The following is a 13,329-nucleotide window of genomic DNA, read 5'->3' as shown; positions in this document are numbered from 1 at the left end:
CCCAGGTTACTGGTTGCGCGCGGCGTACCGGCCGCGCCGGGTGCGCCGTGCCACCCCGCAGGACGTCTGGGTCAGTATCCGATCGGGCCCGCGGGCTTGGCGAACTGCATCCGCAGCGGCTCCTTGTGGCCGACCAGTTCCACCGACGCCCGGGGTTCTTCCGAATAGCCCAGGCCGAACCGCACCACGTACTGGCGGTAAAGAGTGACCAGGGGAGCGGCCGCCAACGCCGCCTGCATCGCGGGAGCGTCGCCGATCGCGGCGATGACATACGGCGGGCTGTACGTGCGCCCGTTGAGCAGCAGGGTGTTGCCGACGCACCTGGGCGCCGACGTGCCGATGATGCGCTGGTCCTGCATCTGGATGCCCTCGGCCCCTGCGCTCCACAACGCGTTGAGGACGGCGTCGATGTCCTGCTGGTGCACCACGAGGTCGTCGGGGGTGGCGTCGCGGGGAAAACGGCCCTCGGCGTCGCGTTGCGCGTCGGTGAGCGTGACAACCAGGCCGGCACCGCGCAGTGGCTCCAGGCCCGCCTCGGAGGCCAACTGCGCCGAGCGTGCGGTGATCGCGGTCAGGGCCGCATCCGCACCCGGGCTGCCCCCGTGATGGCTGTCGACCTCCGAGGCCAGCGCGTCGCGTTCTGCGCTGAGCCGGTCCACGGACTGTTGGGTCTCGCGAACCAGGTCGACGAGGCGTGGGGCGTCGCTGCGGCGGATCTCGTCGCCACCGGAGACACCGTGGGTGGCCGCGAGCAACAGCCCGGCGAGCAGGCAAACCACCGGCACCCCGTACCGCCACGTCGTGGCGCGCCGACCGCTCGTGGCGGCGTCGGCTTTCGACGATGCGACCGCTGCAACTGGCTTCCCTGGCTCTCCGATGCCGGGCCTACGTTAGGCTCGTGTGTACATAGTCGCATTCAGATGTCCCGAAGGTACCCATGCCCAAGTCGAAGGTCCGCAAGAAGAACGACTTCGCCGCCAACCCGGTGAGCCGTACGCCCGTCAAGGTCAAGGCCGGGCCGTCGAGCACCTGGTTCGTCGTGCTGTTCGTCAGCCTGATGCTGATCGGCTTGGTCTGGCTGCTGGTCTTCCAGCTCGCATCGTCGGCCATCCCGTTCCTCGCCGAACTCGGCCCGTGGAACTACGCGATCGCCTTTGCCTTCATGATCACCGGACTGTTGCTCACCATGCGGTGGCGCTGAGATTCCCCACACTGAATTGAATTCAACCCTGTCGCCTCGCGTTACCCTGCCAGCAACCGTTCGGTAATCGGATCACACGGATGTGATTCATCCCCATTGGGGATAGCACTTGTGGATAACCGCATACGTCCCGGTTGGAGGGTGTGGAAGACTCGTGCAGCAAACTCAATGGAGCCCTGCCGCCGGTGGCATCGCCGCGTGCGCCGTAGGCGGAATTATCTTGGCTACCGTCGCTGTGAGCCTGATCACAGACCCGCCGGGGCGCCTTCTCGGTGGCGTTGCCGGGCTGGGTTTGCTCGTGTTCGCAATCTTCTCGTGGCGCGCCCGGCCCAAGCTGGCAATCAAAAATGACGCCCTCGTCAGCCGCGGATGGTTCGGCGCCAAGGTTTTGCCACGCGCCGAGATCAAACTGATCCGGATCACCGAGTTCCGCCGGTTGGCCCGCAAAGTTCGGCTACTTGAGATCGACACCAACAGCGGGGACCTGATCGTTTTCACCCGTTGGGATCTGGGCACCGACCCGCTGCACGTCCTCGACGCGCTGACCCAGGCCGGCTATACCGGCCAGGGTTCCTCCTGAGCGCTTACGTACCGGGTGTCGAGACTGCGGTTCCTGATGCGTGCGGCGCGAATTTCGTCAGAAACCGTCGTCTCGGCAACCCTTCGGCGATCGCCCGTCAGGCGATCGTGATCGAGTCGACGACCACCGGGTCGGTCGGCCGGTCGCTGCGGTCGGTCGCGGTGGTCGCGATGGCGTCGACGACCTTCTGCGACTCCGGGTCGACGACCTCACCGAAGATCGTGTGCTTGCGATTCAGGTGCGGGGTCTTGGTGACCGTGATGAAGAACTGCGAGCCGTTGGTGCCCGGGCCGGCGTTGGCCATCGCCAGCAGGTAGGGCCGGTCGAACTGCAATTCGGGGTGGAATTCGTCCTCGAACTTGTAGCCCGGTCCGCCGCGGCCCGTCCCGGTCGGGTCGCCGCCCTGGATCATGAAGCCGTCGATGACGCGGTGGAAGACAACGCCGTCGTAGAAGGGTCCGGACGTCCCGCCCGATGCGTTCTCACCGCTGTAGTCCTTGGTTCCCTGCGCCAGGCCGACGAAGTTGGCCACGGTCTTGGGCGCGTGGTTGCCGAAGAGTGCGATCTTGATATCGCCGCGGTTGGTGTGCAGTGTCGCGGTCGCTGTCTGAATGGGGCTCGTCACGGGATGCCAGTGTGCCACGCCGCGTTCAGCGCCCTTCTGGCACCGTTGGGTTCGGGTGAATGGCAGGCTGTTGTGGTCCCACCCCGGCCCCGAGAAAGGCACGCCCATGAGCACGAGGACCGAGATCCGGTTGAGCCCCGGCCAGCGGTTGAGCCGCGGCCTCAAGTACACCGCCGTCGGGCCGGTCGACGTCACGCGCGGAGCCCTCGGTCTCGGGGTCAACGGCGCGCAGTCCTCGGCGGCGTGGGTGGGGGACCGGTATCGCCGGGGCCGCATCAAAGCTCAGCTGAGCGAGGATCTGGCCAGCGCGCAACAGGCGATCGCGCAGGAACTCGCCGCGGCGCAGGAGGTCGTGTCCCAGGTGTTGCAGGGGGCGGCTCCGGTCCGCGACGCGAGGGCCAGACAACGCAGGCGCCGGCTCATGCTGGTGGCGGCCGGTGTCGTCGCGGTGGCCGGGGGAGCGGTGGCGTTCTCGATCGTGCGCCGGTCCACGCAGCCGGAGCCCTCGCCGCTGCCGCCCAGTGTGGAAGTGACGCCGAAACCCTGAACGCTCTGCGGGCCGACCGGGAATCGAAATCGAAGTGGAGCCTAGGAGAATCGAACTCCTGACATCTACCTTGCAAAGGTAGCGCTCTACCAACTGAGCTAAGGCCCCTGATCTGGAGGCGGCGCATCGGGCGCCGCGTGCCACACCTCGATGCCGTGGCGCGAACGCCAGACCGCGACGGTGGCCGCCGCGGCGATCGCCAGGGCGATCAGCAGCAGCCGCCTCATGGTGTGAACCTTTCCGTGGGGCTAGGAGGACTCGAACCTCCGACCTCTTCGTTATCAGCGAAGCGCTCTAACCGCCTGAGCTATAGCCCCGTACAGCCTCCGATGGCCGAGCGACGAGATTACCGCAAGCGTGGGCTCCCGCCCAAACCGCGGTGCGCCTGCGTCCCGACGGCGGGCCGACAATCATTCCGACGGCGGGCGGACAATCAATCCGTCGGCCGGCCGACCATCAATCCCGGTCGGCGAGCGTGACTTCCACGCCGCCGACCAAGTCCGTGGTCAGGTTGTAGATGAACGCGCCGATGGTCGCCATCGCGGTCAGCAGCACGATGTTGACCAACCCGATCAGTGTCGCGCCGCCGAAGATGGTTCCGCTGGACACCAGCTCACCGCCGGAACCACCGCCCGCGCTGGTGAGCAGGTCGCCGACGTTGGTGTTGAGCTTGCTCCACACGCCCATGCCGCCGAGCACGAGGTACAGGAACGCGACGGCGATCATCCACACGAAGAACAGCGCGACCGACAGCACCGCCGACACCTTGAGCGTGCTCCAGGGGTCGATCCGGCGGATCTGCATGCTGGCCCGCACCGGGCCCTTGTGCCGGGTGCCAACCTGGACGCGGACGCCGGAGGGCGGCCGGCTTCCCGGTTCCGGATGCGGGCGCTCGGCGGGCTTGCGCTGCTGCGCGGGGCGCGGCATCGGCCCGGACAGGTCCGGTAACTCGCTCGCGTAGGCCTCGGGCCGAGCCTGCTGGGGCCGCTCGCCTCGCGCCGGCACCTCCTCGGTGGGTGTCCCGGCGCCGACGATGTACCGGTTGGGCCGGGCGCCGACATTGGGGCCGTTGTTCGGATGTCCACGGGTGTCATCGCCGGGCCGCTCGGGCGCAGGCCCGTCGTCGCCCGGCCCCTCGACGCGGGGACCGGCACCCGGCGCTCGTGCCGGTGGCTCGGGGGGCCGTTGGCCGGGGTGCGCGCTCCGCGCCGCGGGGCCACGCTGCCACGGTGGGACCTCGGCGCGGTCGGCGACCTCGGACCGCGTGTTGACGGCGTCCTGGTTGGTCGCGGAGCCGTTGGCGCCGCCTGGACCGTCGCCCCCGCGGGGGTGTCCCGGCTCGTTCGGTGAACTCACCTACGGCTCCTCACTGGTCCCGTCCCCGGATCAGGCACCGGGGTCGGTGTTGACCTCGTCGGTGCTGTCGCCTTCCTCCGCGTTGCGTGCGATGGCTATCAGTGTCGTGCCCTCACCCAGGTTCATCAACCGAACACCCTTGGTTTGCCGCCCGGCCTTGCGAACCTGGCGAGCCGCCGTCCGGATGACGCCCCCACCGGAGGTGATGGCGTACAACTCTGTGTCGTCATCGACGATCAACGCTCCCACAAGATTGCCACGGCGCTTGTCGAATTGGATCGTCAGGACCCCTTTACCGCCGCGTCCCTGTACCGGGTACTCGTCGATCGCGGTGCGCTTGGCGTAGCCGCCGGATGTGGCGACCAGCAGATACGTCTCCGGTCGCACGACGTTGAGCGACAGCAGCTCGTCGTCGGTGTTGAACCGCATGCCCTGCACACCGGAGGTCGCACGCCCCATCGGCCGCAACGCCTCGTCGGTTGCCGAGAACCGGATGGACTGGCCCTTGGCCGACACCAGCAGCAGGTCGTCGTCGGCCGAACACAAGACCGCGCCCACCAGCTCGTCGCCGTCGCGCAGGTTGACCGCGACGATGCCGCCGGAGCGGTTGGAGTCGAAGTCCACCAGCCGCGACTTCTTCACCAGCCCGTTGCGGGTGGCCAACACCAGGTACGGCGCATCCTCGTAGGTCTTGAGCTGGATGACCTGCGCGATCCGCTCTTCCGGCTGGAACGCCAGCAGATTCGCGACGTGCTGGCCCCGCGCGGTGCGCGACGCCTCGGGCAGTTCGTATGCCTTGGCGCGGTAGACCCGACCCTGGGTGGTGAAGAACAGGATCCAGTCGTGCGTCGAGCAGACGAAGAAGTGGTTGACGATGTCGTCCTGCTTGAGCCCGGCGCCCTGCACGCCCTTACCGCCGCGCTTCTGGCTGCGGTACAGGTCGGTCTTGGTGCGCTTGGCGTAACCGGTCTCGGTGATGGTGACGACGACGTCCTCGCGAGCGATGAGGTCCTCGTCGGCGACCTCCCCGTCGGCGGCCACGATCCTGGTGCGCCGGTCGTCGCCGTACTTGTCGACGATCTCTTTGAGCTCATCGCGAACGATCGCGCGCTGCCGTTCGGGCTTGGCCAGGATGTCCTCGAGGTCGGCGATCTCGGCCTCGATCTTGGCCAGGTCGTCGACGATGCGCTGGCGTTCCAGGGCGGCCAGGCGGCGCAGCTGCATGTCCAGGATCGCCTGGGCCTGGATGTCGTCGATGTCGAGCAGCTCGATCAGGCCCTGGCGGGCCACGTCGACGGTCTCCGAGGCCCGGATCAACGCGATCACCTCGTCGAGCGCGTCGAGCGCCTTGACCAGACCGCGCAGGATGTGGGCCCGTTCGTTGGCCTTGCGCAACCGGTACCGGGTGCGCCGCACGATCACGTCGAGCTGGTGGTTGACGTAATGGCGGATCAGCTGGTCGAGGCGCAGCGTGCGCGGGACACCGTCGACGATGGCCAGCATGTTGGCCCCGAAGCTGGTCTGCAGCTGGGTGTGCTTGTAGAGGTTGTTGAGCACCACCTTGGCCACCGCATCGCGCTTGATCTCGATGACGATGCGCAGGCCGACCCGGTCGCTGGACTGGTCTTCGATGTTGGAGATGCCGGCCAGCTTGCCGTCGCGGACCTGCTCGGCGACCGAGGTGATGAAGTTGTCGTGGTTGACCTGATACGGCAACTCGGTGATGACGATGCCGGTGCGGCCGCGGCTGTCCTCTTCGATCTCCACCACACCGCGCATGCGCACCGAGCCGCGGCCGGTGGCGTACATGTCCGAAATGCCCTGGGACCCAACGATCAGGCCGGAGGTGGGGAAGTCCGGGCCCTTGACGCGTTCGGTGACGGCGGCGAGCGTGGCCTCCTCGTCAGCCTCGAAGTTCTCCAGGCACCAGTACACCGCGTCGGCCAGCTCACGCAGGTTGTGCGGCGGAATGTTGGTGGCCATACCGACGGCGATACCGCCCGAACCGTTGGCCAACAGGTTGGGGAACCGGCTCGGCAGGACGGTGGGTTCCTGCACCCGCCCGTCATAGTTCGGAATGAAATCGACTGTCTCCTCGTCGATTTCACGCAGCATCTCCATCGCCAGGGGAGTGAGCCGCGCCTCGGTGTACCTCATGGCGGCCGGCGGGTCGTTGCCCGGTGAACCGAAGTTGCCCTGCCCGTCGACCAGCGGGTAGCGCAGTGACCACGGCTGGGCCATCCGGACCAGGGTGTCGTAGATCGACGCGTCACCGTGCGGGTGGTAGTTACCCATCGTTTCGGCAACGGAGCGTGCGGATTTCGCATGGCTGCGGTCCGGACGGAAACCGGAGTCGAACATCGCGTAGAGCACGCGCCGGTGCACGGGCTTGAGGCCGTCGCGCACCTCGGGCAGTGCGCGCCCGACGATCACGCTCATCGCGTAGTCGATGTAGCTGCGCTGCATCTCCTGTTGGATGTCGACCGGTTCGATGCGGTCGCCTGCTTCGTCGCCGGGCGGCAACGTCGTATCAGTCATCAATCAGCCTTAGTATCGGTTGAATATGCGTCGGTGTCCCCGCCGCTAAACATCGAGGAAGCGAACGTCTTTGGCGTTTCGGGTGATGAAGCTACGGCGGGCTTCGACGTCTTCGCCCATCAGGATGGAGAACAGCTCGTCGGCGGCCGCGGCGTCGTCGAGGGTGACCTGGCGCAGCACACGCACCGACGGGTCCATCGTGGTCTCCCACAACTCCTTGGCGTCCATCTCGCCCAAACCCTTGTAGCGCTGGATGCCGTCATCGGTGTTGATCTTCTTGCCCGCCTTGCGCCCGGCCTCGAGCAACCCGTCGCGCTCGCGGTCGGAGTAGGCGAACTCGGGCTCGCTGCGCTGCCACTTGAGCTTGTAGAGCGGCGGTTGGGCCAAGAACACATGGCCGTTCTCGATGAGCGGCTTCATGAACCGGAACAACAGGGTCAGCAGCAGCGTGGAGATGTGCTGGCCGTCGACGTCGGCGTCGGCCATCAGCACGATCTTGTGATAGCGCAGTTTGGAGATGTCGAACTCGTCGTGGATGCCGGTGCCCAGCGCGGTGATGATGGCCTGGACCTCGGTGTTCTTCAGGACCCGGTCGATGCGGGCCTTCTCGACGTTGATGATCTTGCCGCGCAGCGGCAGGATCGCCTGAAACATCGAGTCGCGTCCGCTCTTGGCCGAGCCGCCGGCCGAATCACCCTCCACCACATACAGTTCGGACTTACGCGGGTCGGTGGAACGGCAGTCGGCCAGCTTGCCCGGCAGACCACCGATGTCGGTGGCGCTCTTGCGGCGCACCAACTCCCGCGCCTTACGCGCGGCGATCCGCGCCTGTGCCGACGAAACCGCCTTGTTGACAACGGTCTTGGCCTCGGCGGGGTTGGCGTCAAACCAGTGTGTCAGCTCCTCGTTGCAGATCTTCTGCACGAACGACTTGACCTCGGTGTTGCCGAGTTTCGTCTTGGTCTGGCCCTCGAACTGCGGTTCGGCGACCTTCACCGAGATCACCGCGGCCAGCCCCTCGCGGATATCGTCACCGGTGAGGTTCGGATCCTTGTCCTTGAGCAGCTTCTTGTCCTTGGCGTACTTGTTGACCACCGACGTCAACGCCGCGCGGAACCCCTCTTCGTGGGTGCCGCCCTCGTGGGTGTTGATGGTGTTGGCGAAGGTGTGCACCGACTCCGAATAGCCGGCGTTCCACTGCATCGCGATCTCGACCTCGTGGCCGGGGCCCTTGCCGTCGAAGTCGATGATGCTCTGCTGAATCGCCGTCTTGGTGCGGTTGATGTGCTTGACGAAGTCCACCAGACCGCCGGGGTAGTGGAAGACACGGTGCTTGACCTTGTGCGGAGCCTTGTCCTCGGCGGCCTTCTCGTCGGCGGTCTTGGGTGCCTCGGCGGTGTCGCTGACCACCTCATCGACCACCTCTTCGGCGGTCACCCGCTCGTCGGTCAGCTCGATGGTCAGGCCCTTGTTGAGAAACGCCTGCTCCTGCAAACGGCGGGCGACGGTCTCGAAGTCGTATTCGGTGGTCTCGAAGATGTCCGGGTCGGCCCAGAACCGCACCGTGGTGCCGGTCTCCTTGGTCTTGCCGCCCTGCTTGAGTTCGCCGGGCACCGAGCGGTCGTAGTACTGGAACCACTCGTAACCGTCACGCAGGATCGTCACCTCGACCCGCGAGGACAGCGCGTTGACCACCGAGACACCGACGCCGTGCAGACCGCCCGAGACGGCATAGCCGCTGTTCTCGCCGCCGAACTTGCCGCCGGCGTGCAATTGAGTCATGACCACGTCGACGGTCGGGATGCCCGCCTGCTTGTGCTTCTCGACCGGGATGCCGCGCCCGTCGTCGGTCACGCTGACGCTGCCGTCGCCGAGGATCTTCACGTCCACCCGGGTGGCGTAGCCGGCCATCGCCTCGTCGATCGCGTTGTCGACGACCTCCCAGATCAGGTGATGCAGACCGCGCTCGCCAGTGGACCCGATATACATGCCCGGACGTTTGCGGACGGCCTCGAGACCCTCGAGAATGGTGATTGCATCGGCGCCGTACTCCTTGGGAGCATTCTTCTTCTGGGCAGCCACGTTGGACGGGTCTCCTTGGTCTCTTGCCGGGGACGGCTGGCGCGGCGGTGGACCACCGCCTGCGGATCTGCTTCCATCCTACCGGCAGAGCTTGACAGCACCGACTCTGAGGCGGCGTTTCTGCACACCTATTTGGGCCGCCTGTGGAATTTCTCGATCTCGGGTGCCTGAAGACGCTTGGGAACTAGGATTGCGGCGTTCTCGTGCCTTTCAGGCAACTCCTCTTCCGCTGCCGTTCCGGCGGCTACCCGTACGTGTCCCGCGGCCCTCTGCCCGCGATGTGGTAGCGGCCCTTGCGCCACGACGGCGCCACCGGGCCGACGATCTTCAGCGATTTGACGACGCCGTCTCCCACCGCGTCCGCGATCTTGGCCAGCACCTGTGCCTGCACCATCCTCAACTGCGTCGCCCACGCCGTGGACTCCGCCGAGATCGTCAGCACACCGTCGTTGAGGGACGTCGGGGTCGCGTGCGCGGCGATACCCTCACCCACGACGCCGGACCAGCGGCCGAACACCGCACCCTCGGCGACTCGCCCCGACCATCCGCGGTTGCGGGCCAGCTCGCTGGCGGCGGGTCCGAACGGCTGGGGGTCGCGTGAATCCGGGCCGGGACCCGACCACCGCCGCCGAGTGTTACCCGCGATCCTTCGCGGTGCCGTCCCGCGGCCCCGACCGACCTCCTTACCCTGGCTACGCGCCGCACCGCGCGCCTCCTCGAGCGTGCGCCGGACCAGATCCATACCGCGCAGGTGCGCCAGGTGTTCAGGCGGCCCCGCTTGGTCCTCGGGCGACGTCATGGCTCCACCACCGAGATTCGGCCGGAATCCTCGTCGCGCATCGTCACTCCAATCCTGCGCGCGTCCCAGTCGGCTGGTACGTCCTCGGGCACCGCCGCGGTGACCAAGACCTGCTCGGCCGAGGCCGCGACCGCGGCGAGTGCCTGCCTGCGCGACTTGTCCAACTCGGCGAAGACGTCATCGAGCAACAACACCGGATCGCCCCCGTCCGCGCGGAGTAATTCGTAGGCGGCCAGTCGCAAAGACAACGCCATGGACCATGATTCTCCATGGCTGGCAAAGCCTTTGGCGACCTGATCGCCCAGCCGCAGTTCCAGGTCGTCGCGGTGGGGCCCCACCAGGCACACTCCGCGTTCCAGCTCGGCGTCGCGCCGCCGCGCCAACGCATCCAGCAGGGCGGCCTCGAACATCTCCGCATCGGCGGTACCCGCCGCCGCTTCCGCTTCCACCACCTCCACACCGCTGCGATAGCGGATCGCCGCAGGCCGCGACGACGGCGCCAACAGCTGGTAGGCCTTCTCCACCTCGGGTGCCAGTAGATTGACCAGATCCACCCGTGCGGCGATGAGTTTCGCGCCCTTCTCCGCGAGGTGCCCGTCCCACACGTCGAGTGTGTCGAAAACACTTCGGTCACCGCGGAATCGAGCACCGGCCGCCGTCTTCAACAGCGCGGTGCGCTGGCGCAGCACCTTGTCGTAATCCGCGCGGATCGCGGCCACCTGCGGGCGCCGAGTGGTGGCCAGTTCGTCGAGATAGCGACGTCGCTCACCGGGATCCCCTCGCACCAGAGCCAGATCCTCCGGGGCGAACAACACGGCCCGCAGCACGCCGAGGATCTCGCGGGCCGAGCGCACGGGGGAGCGGTTGATGCGTGCCTTGTTCGCACGCCCGGCCGTGATCTCCAGGTCCACCGCCAGTTCCCGGCCTTCGTTGACGACGATCGTCGACACCACCGCGCGTTCGGCCCCGGTCCGGATCAGAGGCGCGTCCGAAGCGACCCGGTGTGAGCCCAGTGTCGACGTATACCACAGTGCCTCAACGATGTTCGTCTTACCAAAACCGTTCGGGCCGACGAACACGGTACGGCCGGGCTCGAGCTCCAATTCGACGTGCGGCCACGATCGAAAGTCGGTCAACGCCAGGCGCCGGACGTACACCTCGCGACCGCCTACCCCGACTCGCTGACCCGCTTGACCGCGTGCCCACCGAACTGGTTGCGCAGAGCCGAGACCGCCTTCATCGCGGGCGAATCCTCCTGCCGCGAGGCGAACCGCGCGAACAGCGAGGCCGCGATCACCGGCATCGGCACCCGATGGCTGATGGCCTCCTCAACCGTCCACCGGCCCTCGCCGGAATCCTCGGTGTAGCCGCTGATCTCACCGAATTCGGGGTCTTCCTTCAGCGCTTTGGCCAGCAACTGCTGCAGCCAGGACCGAACAACGGTGCCGTTGCTCCACGCCTGGATGACCGCCTGGGTGTCGGTGATCAGTTCTTCGGCGGCCAACAGCTCGTAACCCTCGGCGTAGGCCATCATCAGCCCATACTCGATGCCGTTGTGCACCATCTTCGCGTAGTGCCCCGCACCGACCGGCCCGGCGTGCACGAAACCGTCTTCCCGCGGCCCCGGCGGGCGCAAGGTGTCGAAGATCGGCATCGCGCGCTCGACATCGGCGTCGCTGCCGCCGACCATCAGGCCGTAACCTTCCTTCAACCCCCACACCCCGCCGGAAACACCGGCGTCGATGAAGTTGATTCCCTTCTCGCCCAACAGTTTTGCGTGCGGGCCGTCCTCGGTGTAACGGGAATTACCACCGTCGATGACCAGATCGCCGGCAGTGAGCTCATCGGCCAGAGCCGTGATGGTGTCGTGGGTGATCGGTCCCGAGGGCACCATGACCCACACCACCCGCGGGGTATCGAGGGCTTCGGCCAGGGCGGCGAGCGTGGGCACATCGGTGACTTCCGGTCTCGGGTCGTAACCGACGACCTCGTGGCCTCCCTCCCGGAGGCGCTCGCGCATGTTGAAGCCCATTTTGCCGAGGCCGACCAGGCCGAGTTGCATAAGCGCCCCTTCTCCGGCGTTCTTTGGCGTCAGCCGGTTCAGCCGGGTAGGCGCACCGGCATCAGCAGATAAACGTAGTCGGTCTGTTGCGCCGGGAACGGTCCTGCCGCACCGACATCTGCGTCGTCGTCATTGGCCGGACGCAGCACCGCGGGCCTGCTGGGCGTTGTGAAACCGAAGGTGACACGTTCGGAATGCAACGAGCTCAGCCCGTCGGTCAGATACGTGGGGTTGAACGCGATGGTCAGCGGGTCCCCGGCGAAACTGACCGGCAGGTCTTCCTCCGCGCGGCCCACATCGTCGGCGCCCGCCGAGAGGTGCAGCGAGTCCTCGGAGAACTCCATCCGCACCTGGGCGCCACGATCGGCCACCAGCGCCACACGCTTGATGGCCTCGGTGAGTTCACCGACACCGATCGTGGCCATGGCGGTGTGCTCGGTCGGCAGCAGCTGTCGGAATTTTGGGAATTCCGCGTCGAGCAGACGGGTGGTGCTGCGCTTGCCCCCACTGCTGATACCGAGCAACCCCTCCTTGCCGACCGCCGATCCGGCACCCAACGCCAGATGCACATCACCGCCGTCGGAGCCGGCTTTGGCCGCTTCCGAGAGCGTTTTGGCGGGCACCAGCACCGCCGCCTCCAGATCGGAGCCGGTCGTCGACCATGTCAGCTCCCGCACCGCCAGGCGGAACCGGTCGGTTGCCGCCAAAACCACCTTCTCCCCGGCGATTTCGACGCGGATACCGGTCAACATCGGCAGCGTGTCATCGCGGCCGGCCGCGACGGCGACCTGTCCGATCGCTTCGGAGAACAGCTCGACCGATACGACGCCGGTCTCGTCGGGCAGCGCCGGCAGTGTCGGGTAGTCCTCAACGGCCATCGTCGGCAGCGAGAACCGCGAACTGCCACACGTCAGCGAAACCCGCGTGCCGTCGACGCTGACGTCGATCGGCTTGGCGGGCAATGCCCGGGTGATGTCGGACAACAGCCGACCGGAAACCAAAACGCTACCGGGTGAAGCGATCTCGGCGGGCACCCGCACCTCTGCGGAAACCTCGTAGTCGAATCCCGAAATCGTCAGCCCGTCCTCGGAGCCGGTCAGCAAGACACCGGCGAGCACCGGGACCGTCGGCCGGGTGGGCAGATTGCGGGCCACCCATGCCACGGCTTCGGCGAAGTCTTCACGTACCAGGCGGAACTTCAGATCGGTGACACCAACCGTTGTCGTCGCCACGTCCATAGGGTCCCTTCGATCACAATCACGACAAGCCTCAAGCAGCGGTTTCCCGGCGTCTCACACACGTCTCAACGAGCGTCCCCGACGACCGTAACGGCTGTGCTGAATCACCGTAGAGCTTTCCGCCCCAACTTGAAAGCTAATCGATCGGGGCGACATCGACGCCCTCCGGCCGGTGTGGCGGCCGACGGTTCCGTGCTTCCCCAACCGCCTTCTTTCAAGGAGATTCTTCAGAGATATACAAGCAACAGTATTAGGGCCTGTGGACGCTGGGGATGAATACATGTCCGTGCTGCTTACGGGC

The 13,329-nt window shown here is 66.7% G+C and carries 13 protein-coding genes and 2 tRNA genes; 3 read left to right on the top strand and 12 right to left on the bottom strand.

The window, feature by feature from the left end:
- Positions 1–71 precede the first annotated feature (71 nt).
- Positions 72–785, bottom strand: coding sequence for a DUF881 domain-containing protein (locus AU197_RS02900; protein WP_064400971.1), 714 nt, complete (start codon positions 783–785; stop codon positions 72–74).
- Positions 786–937: 152 nt separating this feature from the next.
- Here AU197_RS02900 and crgA point away from each other — a divergent pair, with 152 nt between their 5' ends.
- Together crgA and AU197_RS02890 are read left to right on the top strand one after the other, a co-directional pair.
- Entirely contained in the window at positions 938–1,201 is a 264-nt protein-coding gene (crgA, locus tag AU197_RS02895; RefSeq protein ID WP_064394683.1) for a cell division protein CrgA, read from the top strand.
- A 154-nt stretch (positions 1,202–1,355) separates the two neighbouring features.
- Positions 1,356–1,781 (top strand): PH domain-containing protein, encoded by a 426-nt coding sequence (locus tag AU197_RS02890; protein WP_064400967.1) that lies wholly within the window; start codon positions 1,356–1,358, stop codon positions 1,779–1,781.
- 97 nt (positions 1,782–1,878) lie between these two features.
- On the opposite strand, the gene AU197_RS02885 is transcribed toward AU197_RS02890, so the two are convergent.
- Positions 1,879–2,406 carry a peptidylprolyl isomerase gene (locus tag AU197_RS02885; protein WP_064401181.1) on the bottom strand — a complete coding sequence of 176 codons (528 nt, stop codon included), beginning with the start codon at positions 2,404–2,406 and terminating at the stop codon, positions 1,879–1,881.
- A gap of 106 nt (positions 2,407–2,512) precedes the next feature.
- Here AU197_RS02885 and cwsA point away from each other — a divergent pair, with 106 nt between their 5' ends.
- Positions 2,513–2,953 (top strand): cell wall synthesis protein CwsA, encoded by a 441-nt coding sequence (cwsA, locus tag AU197_RS02880; protein WP_064400965.1) that lies wholly within the window; start codon positions 2,513–2,515, stop codon positions 2,951–2,953.
- 35 nt (positions 2,954–2,988) lie between these two features.
- Here cwsA and AU197_RS02875 read toward each other — a convergent pair.
- The 10 genes from AU197_RS02875 to dnaN all read right to left on the bottom strand — a co-directional run bounded on the left by AU197_RS02875 (position 2,989) and on the right by dnaN (position 13,028).
- Positions 2,989–3,061, bottom strand: a tRNA-Ala gene (locus AU197_RS02875).
- Positions 3,052–3,180, bottom strand: a complete 129-nt coding sequence (locus AU197_RS26745; RefSeq protein ID WP_286145545.1) for a hypothetical protein — start codon at positions 3,178–3,180, stop codon at positions 3,052–3,054. The genes AU197_RS02875 and AU197_RS26745 overlap by 10 nt, the downstream gene beginning before the upstream one ends.
- Before the next feature lie 16 nt (positions 3,181–3,196).
- Positions 3,197–3,270: transfer RNA gene (locus AU197_RS02870), tRNA-Ile, on the bottom strand.
- A 139-nt stretch (positions 3,271–3,409) separates the two neighbouring features.
- Positions 3,410–4,309 (bottom strand): DUF3566 domain-containing protein, encoded by a 900-nt coding sequence (locus AU197_RS02865; RefSeq protein ID WP_064400963.1) that lies wholly within the window; start codon positions 4,307–4,309, stop codon positions 3,410–3,412.
- A gap of 30 nt (positions 4,310–4,339) precedes the next feature.
- Complete coding sequence (gyrA, locus tag AU197_RS02860) at positions 4,340–6,847, bottom strand: DNA gyrase subunit A (RefSeq protein WP_064400961.1); 2,508 nt, start codon at positions 6,845–6,847, stop codon at positions 4,340–4,342.
- A gap of 45 nt (positions 6,848–6,892) precedes the next feature.
- On the bottom strand, positions 6,893–8,929 hold the full coding sequence (gyrB, locus tag AU197_RS02855; RefSeq protein WP_064400960.1) for a DNA topoisomerase (ATP-hydrolyzing) subunit B: 2,037 nt from the start codon (positions 8,927–8,929) through the stop codon (positions 6,893–6,895).
- Positions 8,930–9,173: 244 nt separating this feature from the next.
- The gene (locus AU197_RS02850) at positions 9,174–9,728 is read right to left on the bottom strand and encodes a DUF721 family protein (RefSeq protein ID WP_064400958.1); all 555 of its coding nucleotides are present in this window, start codon (positions 9,726–9,728) and stop codon (positions 9,174–9,176) included.
- On the bottom strand, positions 9,725–10,885 hold the full coding sequence (gene recF / locus AU197_RS02845) for a DNA replication/repair protein RecF (RefSeq protein WP_064400956.1): 1,161 nt from the start codon (positions 10,883–10,885) through the stop codon (positions 9,725–9,727). Before recF ends, AU197_RS02850 begins: the two co-directional genes overlap by 4 nt.
- An 11-nt stretch (positions 10,886–10,896) precedes the next feature.
- Complete coding sequence (gene gnd / locus AU197_RS02840; protein ID WP_064400954.1) at positions 10,897–11,790, bottom strand: phosphogluconate dehydrogenase (NAD(+)-dependent, decarboxylating); 894 nt, start codon at positions 11,788–11,790, stop codon at positions 10,897–10,899.
- 38 nt (positions 11,791–11,828) lie between these two features.
- Complete coding sequence (dnaN, locus tag AU197_RS02835; RefSeq protein WP_064400952.1) at positions 11,829–13,028, bottom strand: DNA polymerase III subunit beta; 1,200 nt, start codon at positions 13,026–13,028, stop codon at positions 11,829–11,831.
- Between the last annotated feature and the right edge of the window lie 301 nt (positions 13,029–13,329).

The sequence above is a fragment of the Mycobacterium sp. IS-1590 genome, assembly GCF_001500025.1.
Classification (GTDB): Bacteria; Actinomycetota; Actinomycetes; order Mycobacteriales; family Mycobacteriaceae; genus Mycobacterium.
Note: the sequence above shows the minus strand (reverse complement) of the source record. Positions and strands in the feature narration are given on the sequence as shown.

Coding starts and splice junctions, on each gene's coding strand:
- crgA (WP_064394683.1), top strand. CDS start 938: ATGCCCAAGTCGAAGGTCCGCAAGAAGAACGACTTCGCCGCCAACCCG.
- cwsA (WP_064400965.1), top strand. CDS start 2,513: ATGAGCACGAGGACCGAGATCCGGTTGAGCCCCGGCCAGCGGTTGAGC.
- AU197_RS26745 (WP_286145545.1), bottom strand. CDS start 3,180: ATGAGGCGGCTGCTGCTGATCGCCCTGGCGATCGCCGCGGCGGCCACC.
- gyrA (WP_064400961.1), bottom strand. CDS start 6,847: ATGACTGATACGACGTTGCCGCCCGGCGACGAAGCAGGCGACCGCATC.
- AU197_RS02850 (WP_064400958.1), bottom strand. CDS start 9,728: ATGACGTCGCCCGAGGACCAAGCGGGGCCGCCTGAACACCTGGCGCAC.
- gnd (WP_064400954.1), bottom strand. CDS start 11,790: ATGCAACTCGGCCTGGTCGGCCTCGGCAAAATGGGCTTCAACATGCGC.
- dnaN (WP_064400952.1), bottom strand. CDS start 13,028: ATGGACGTGGCGACGACAACGGTTGGTGTCACCGATCTGAAGTTCCGC.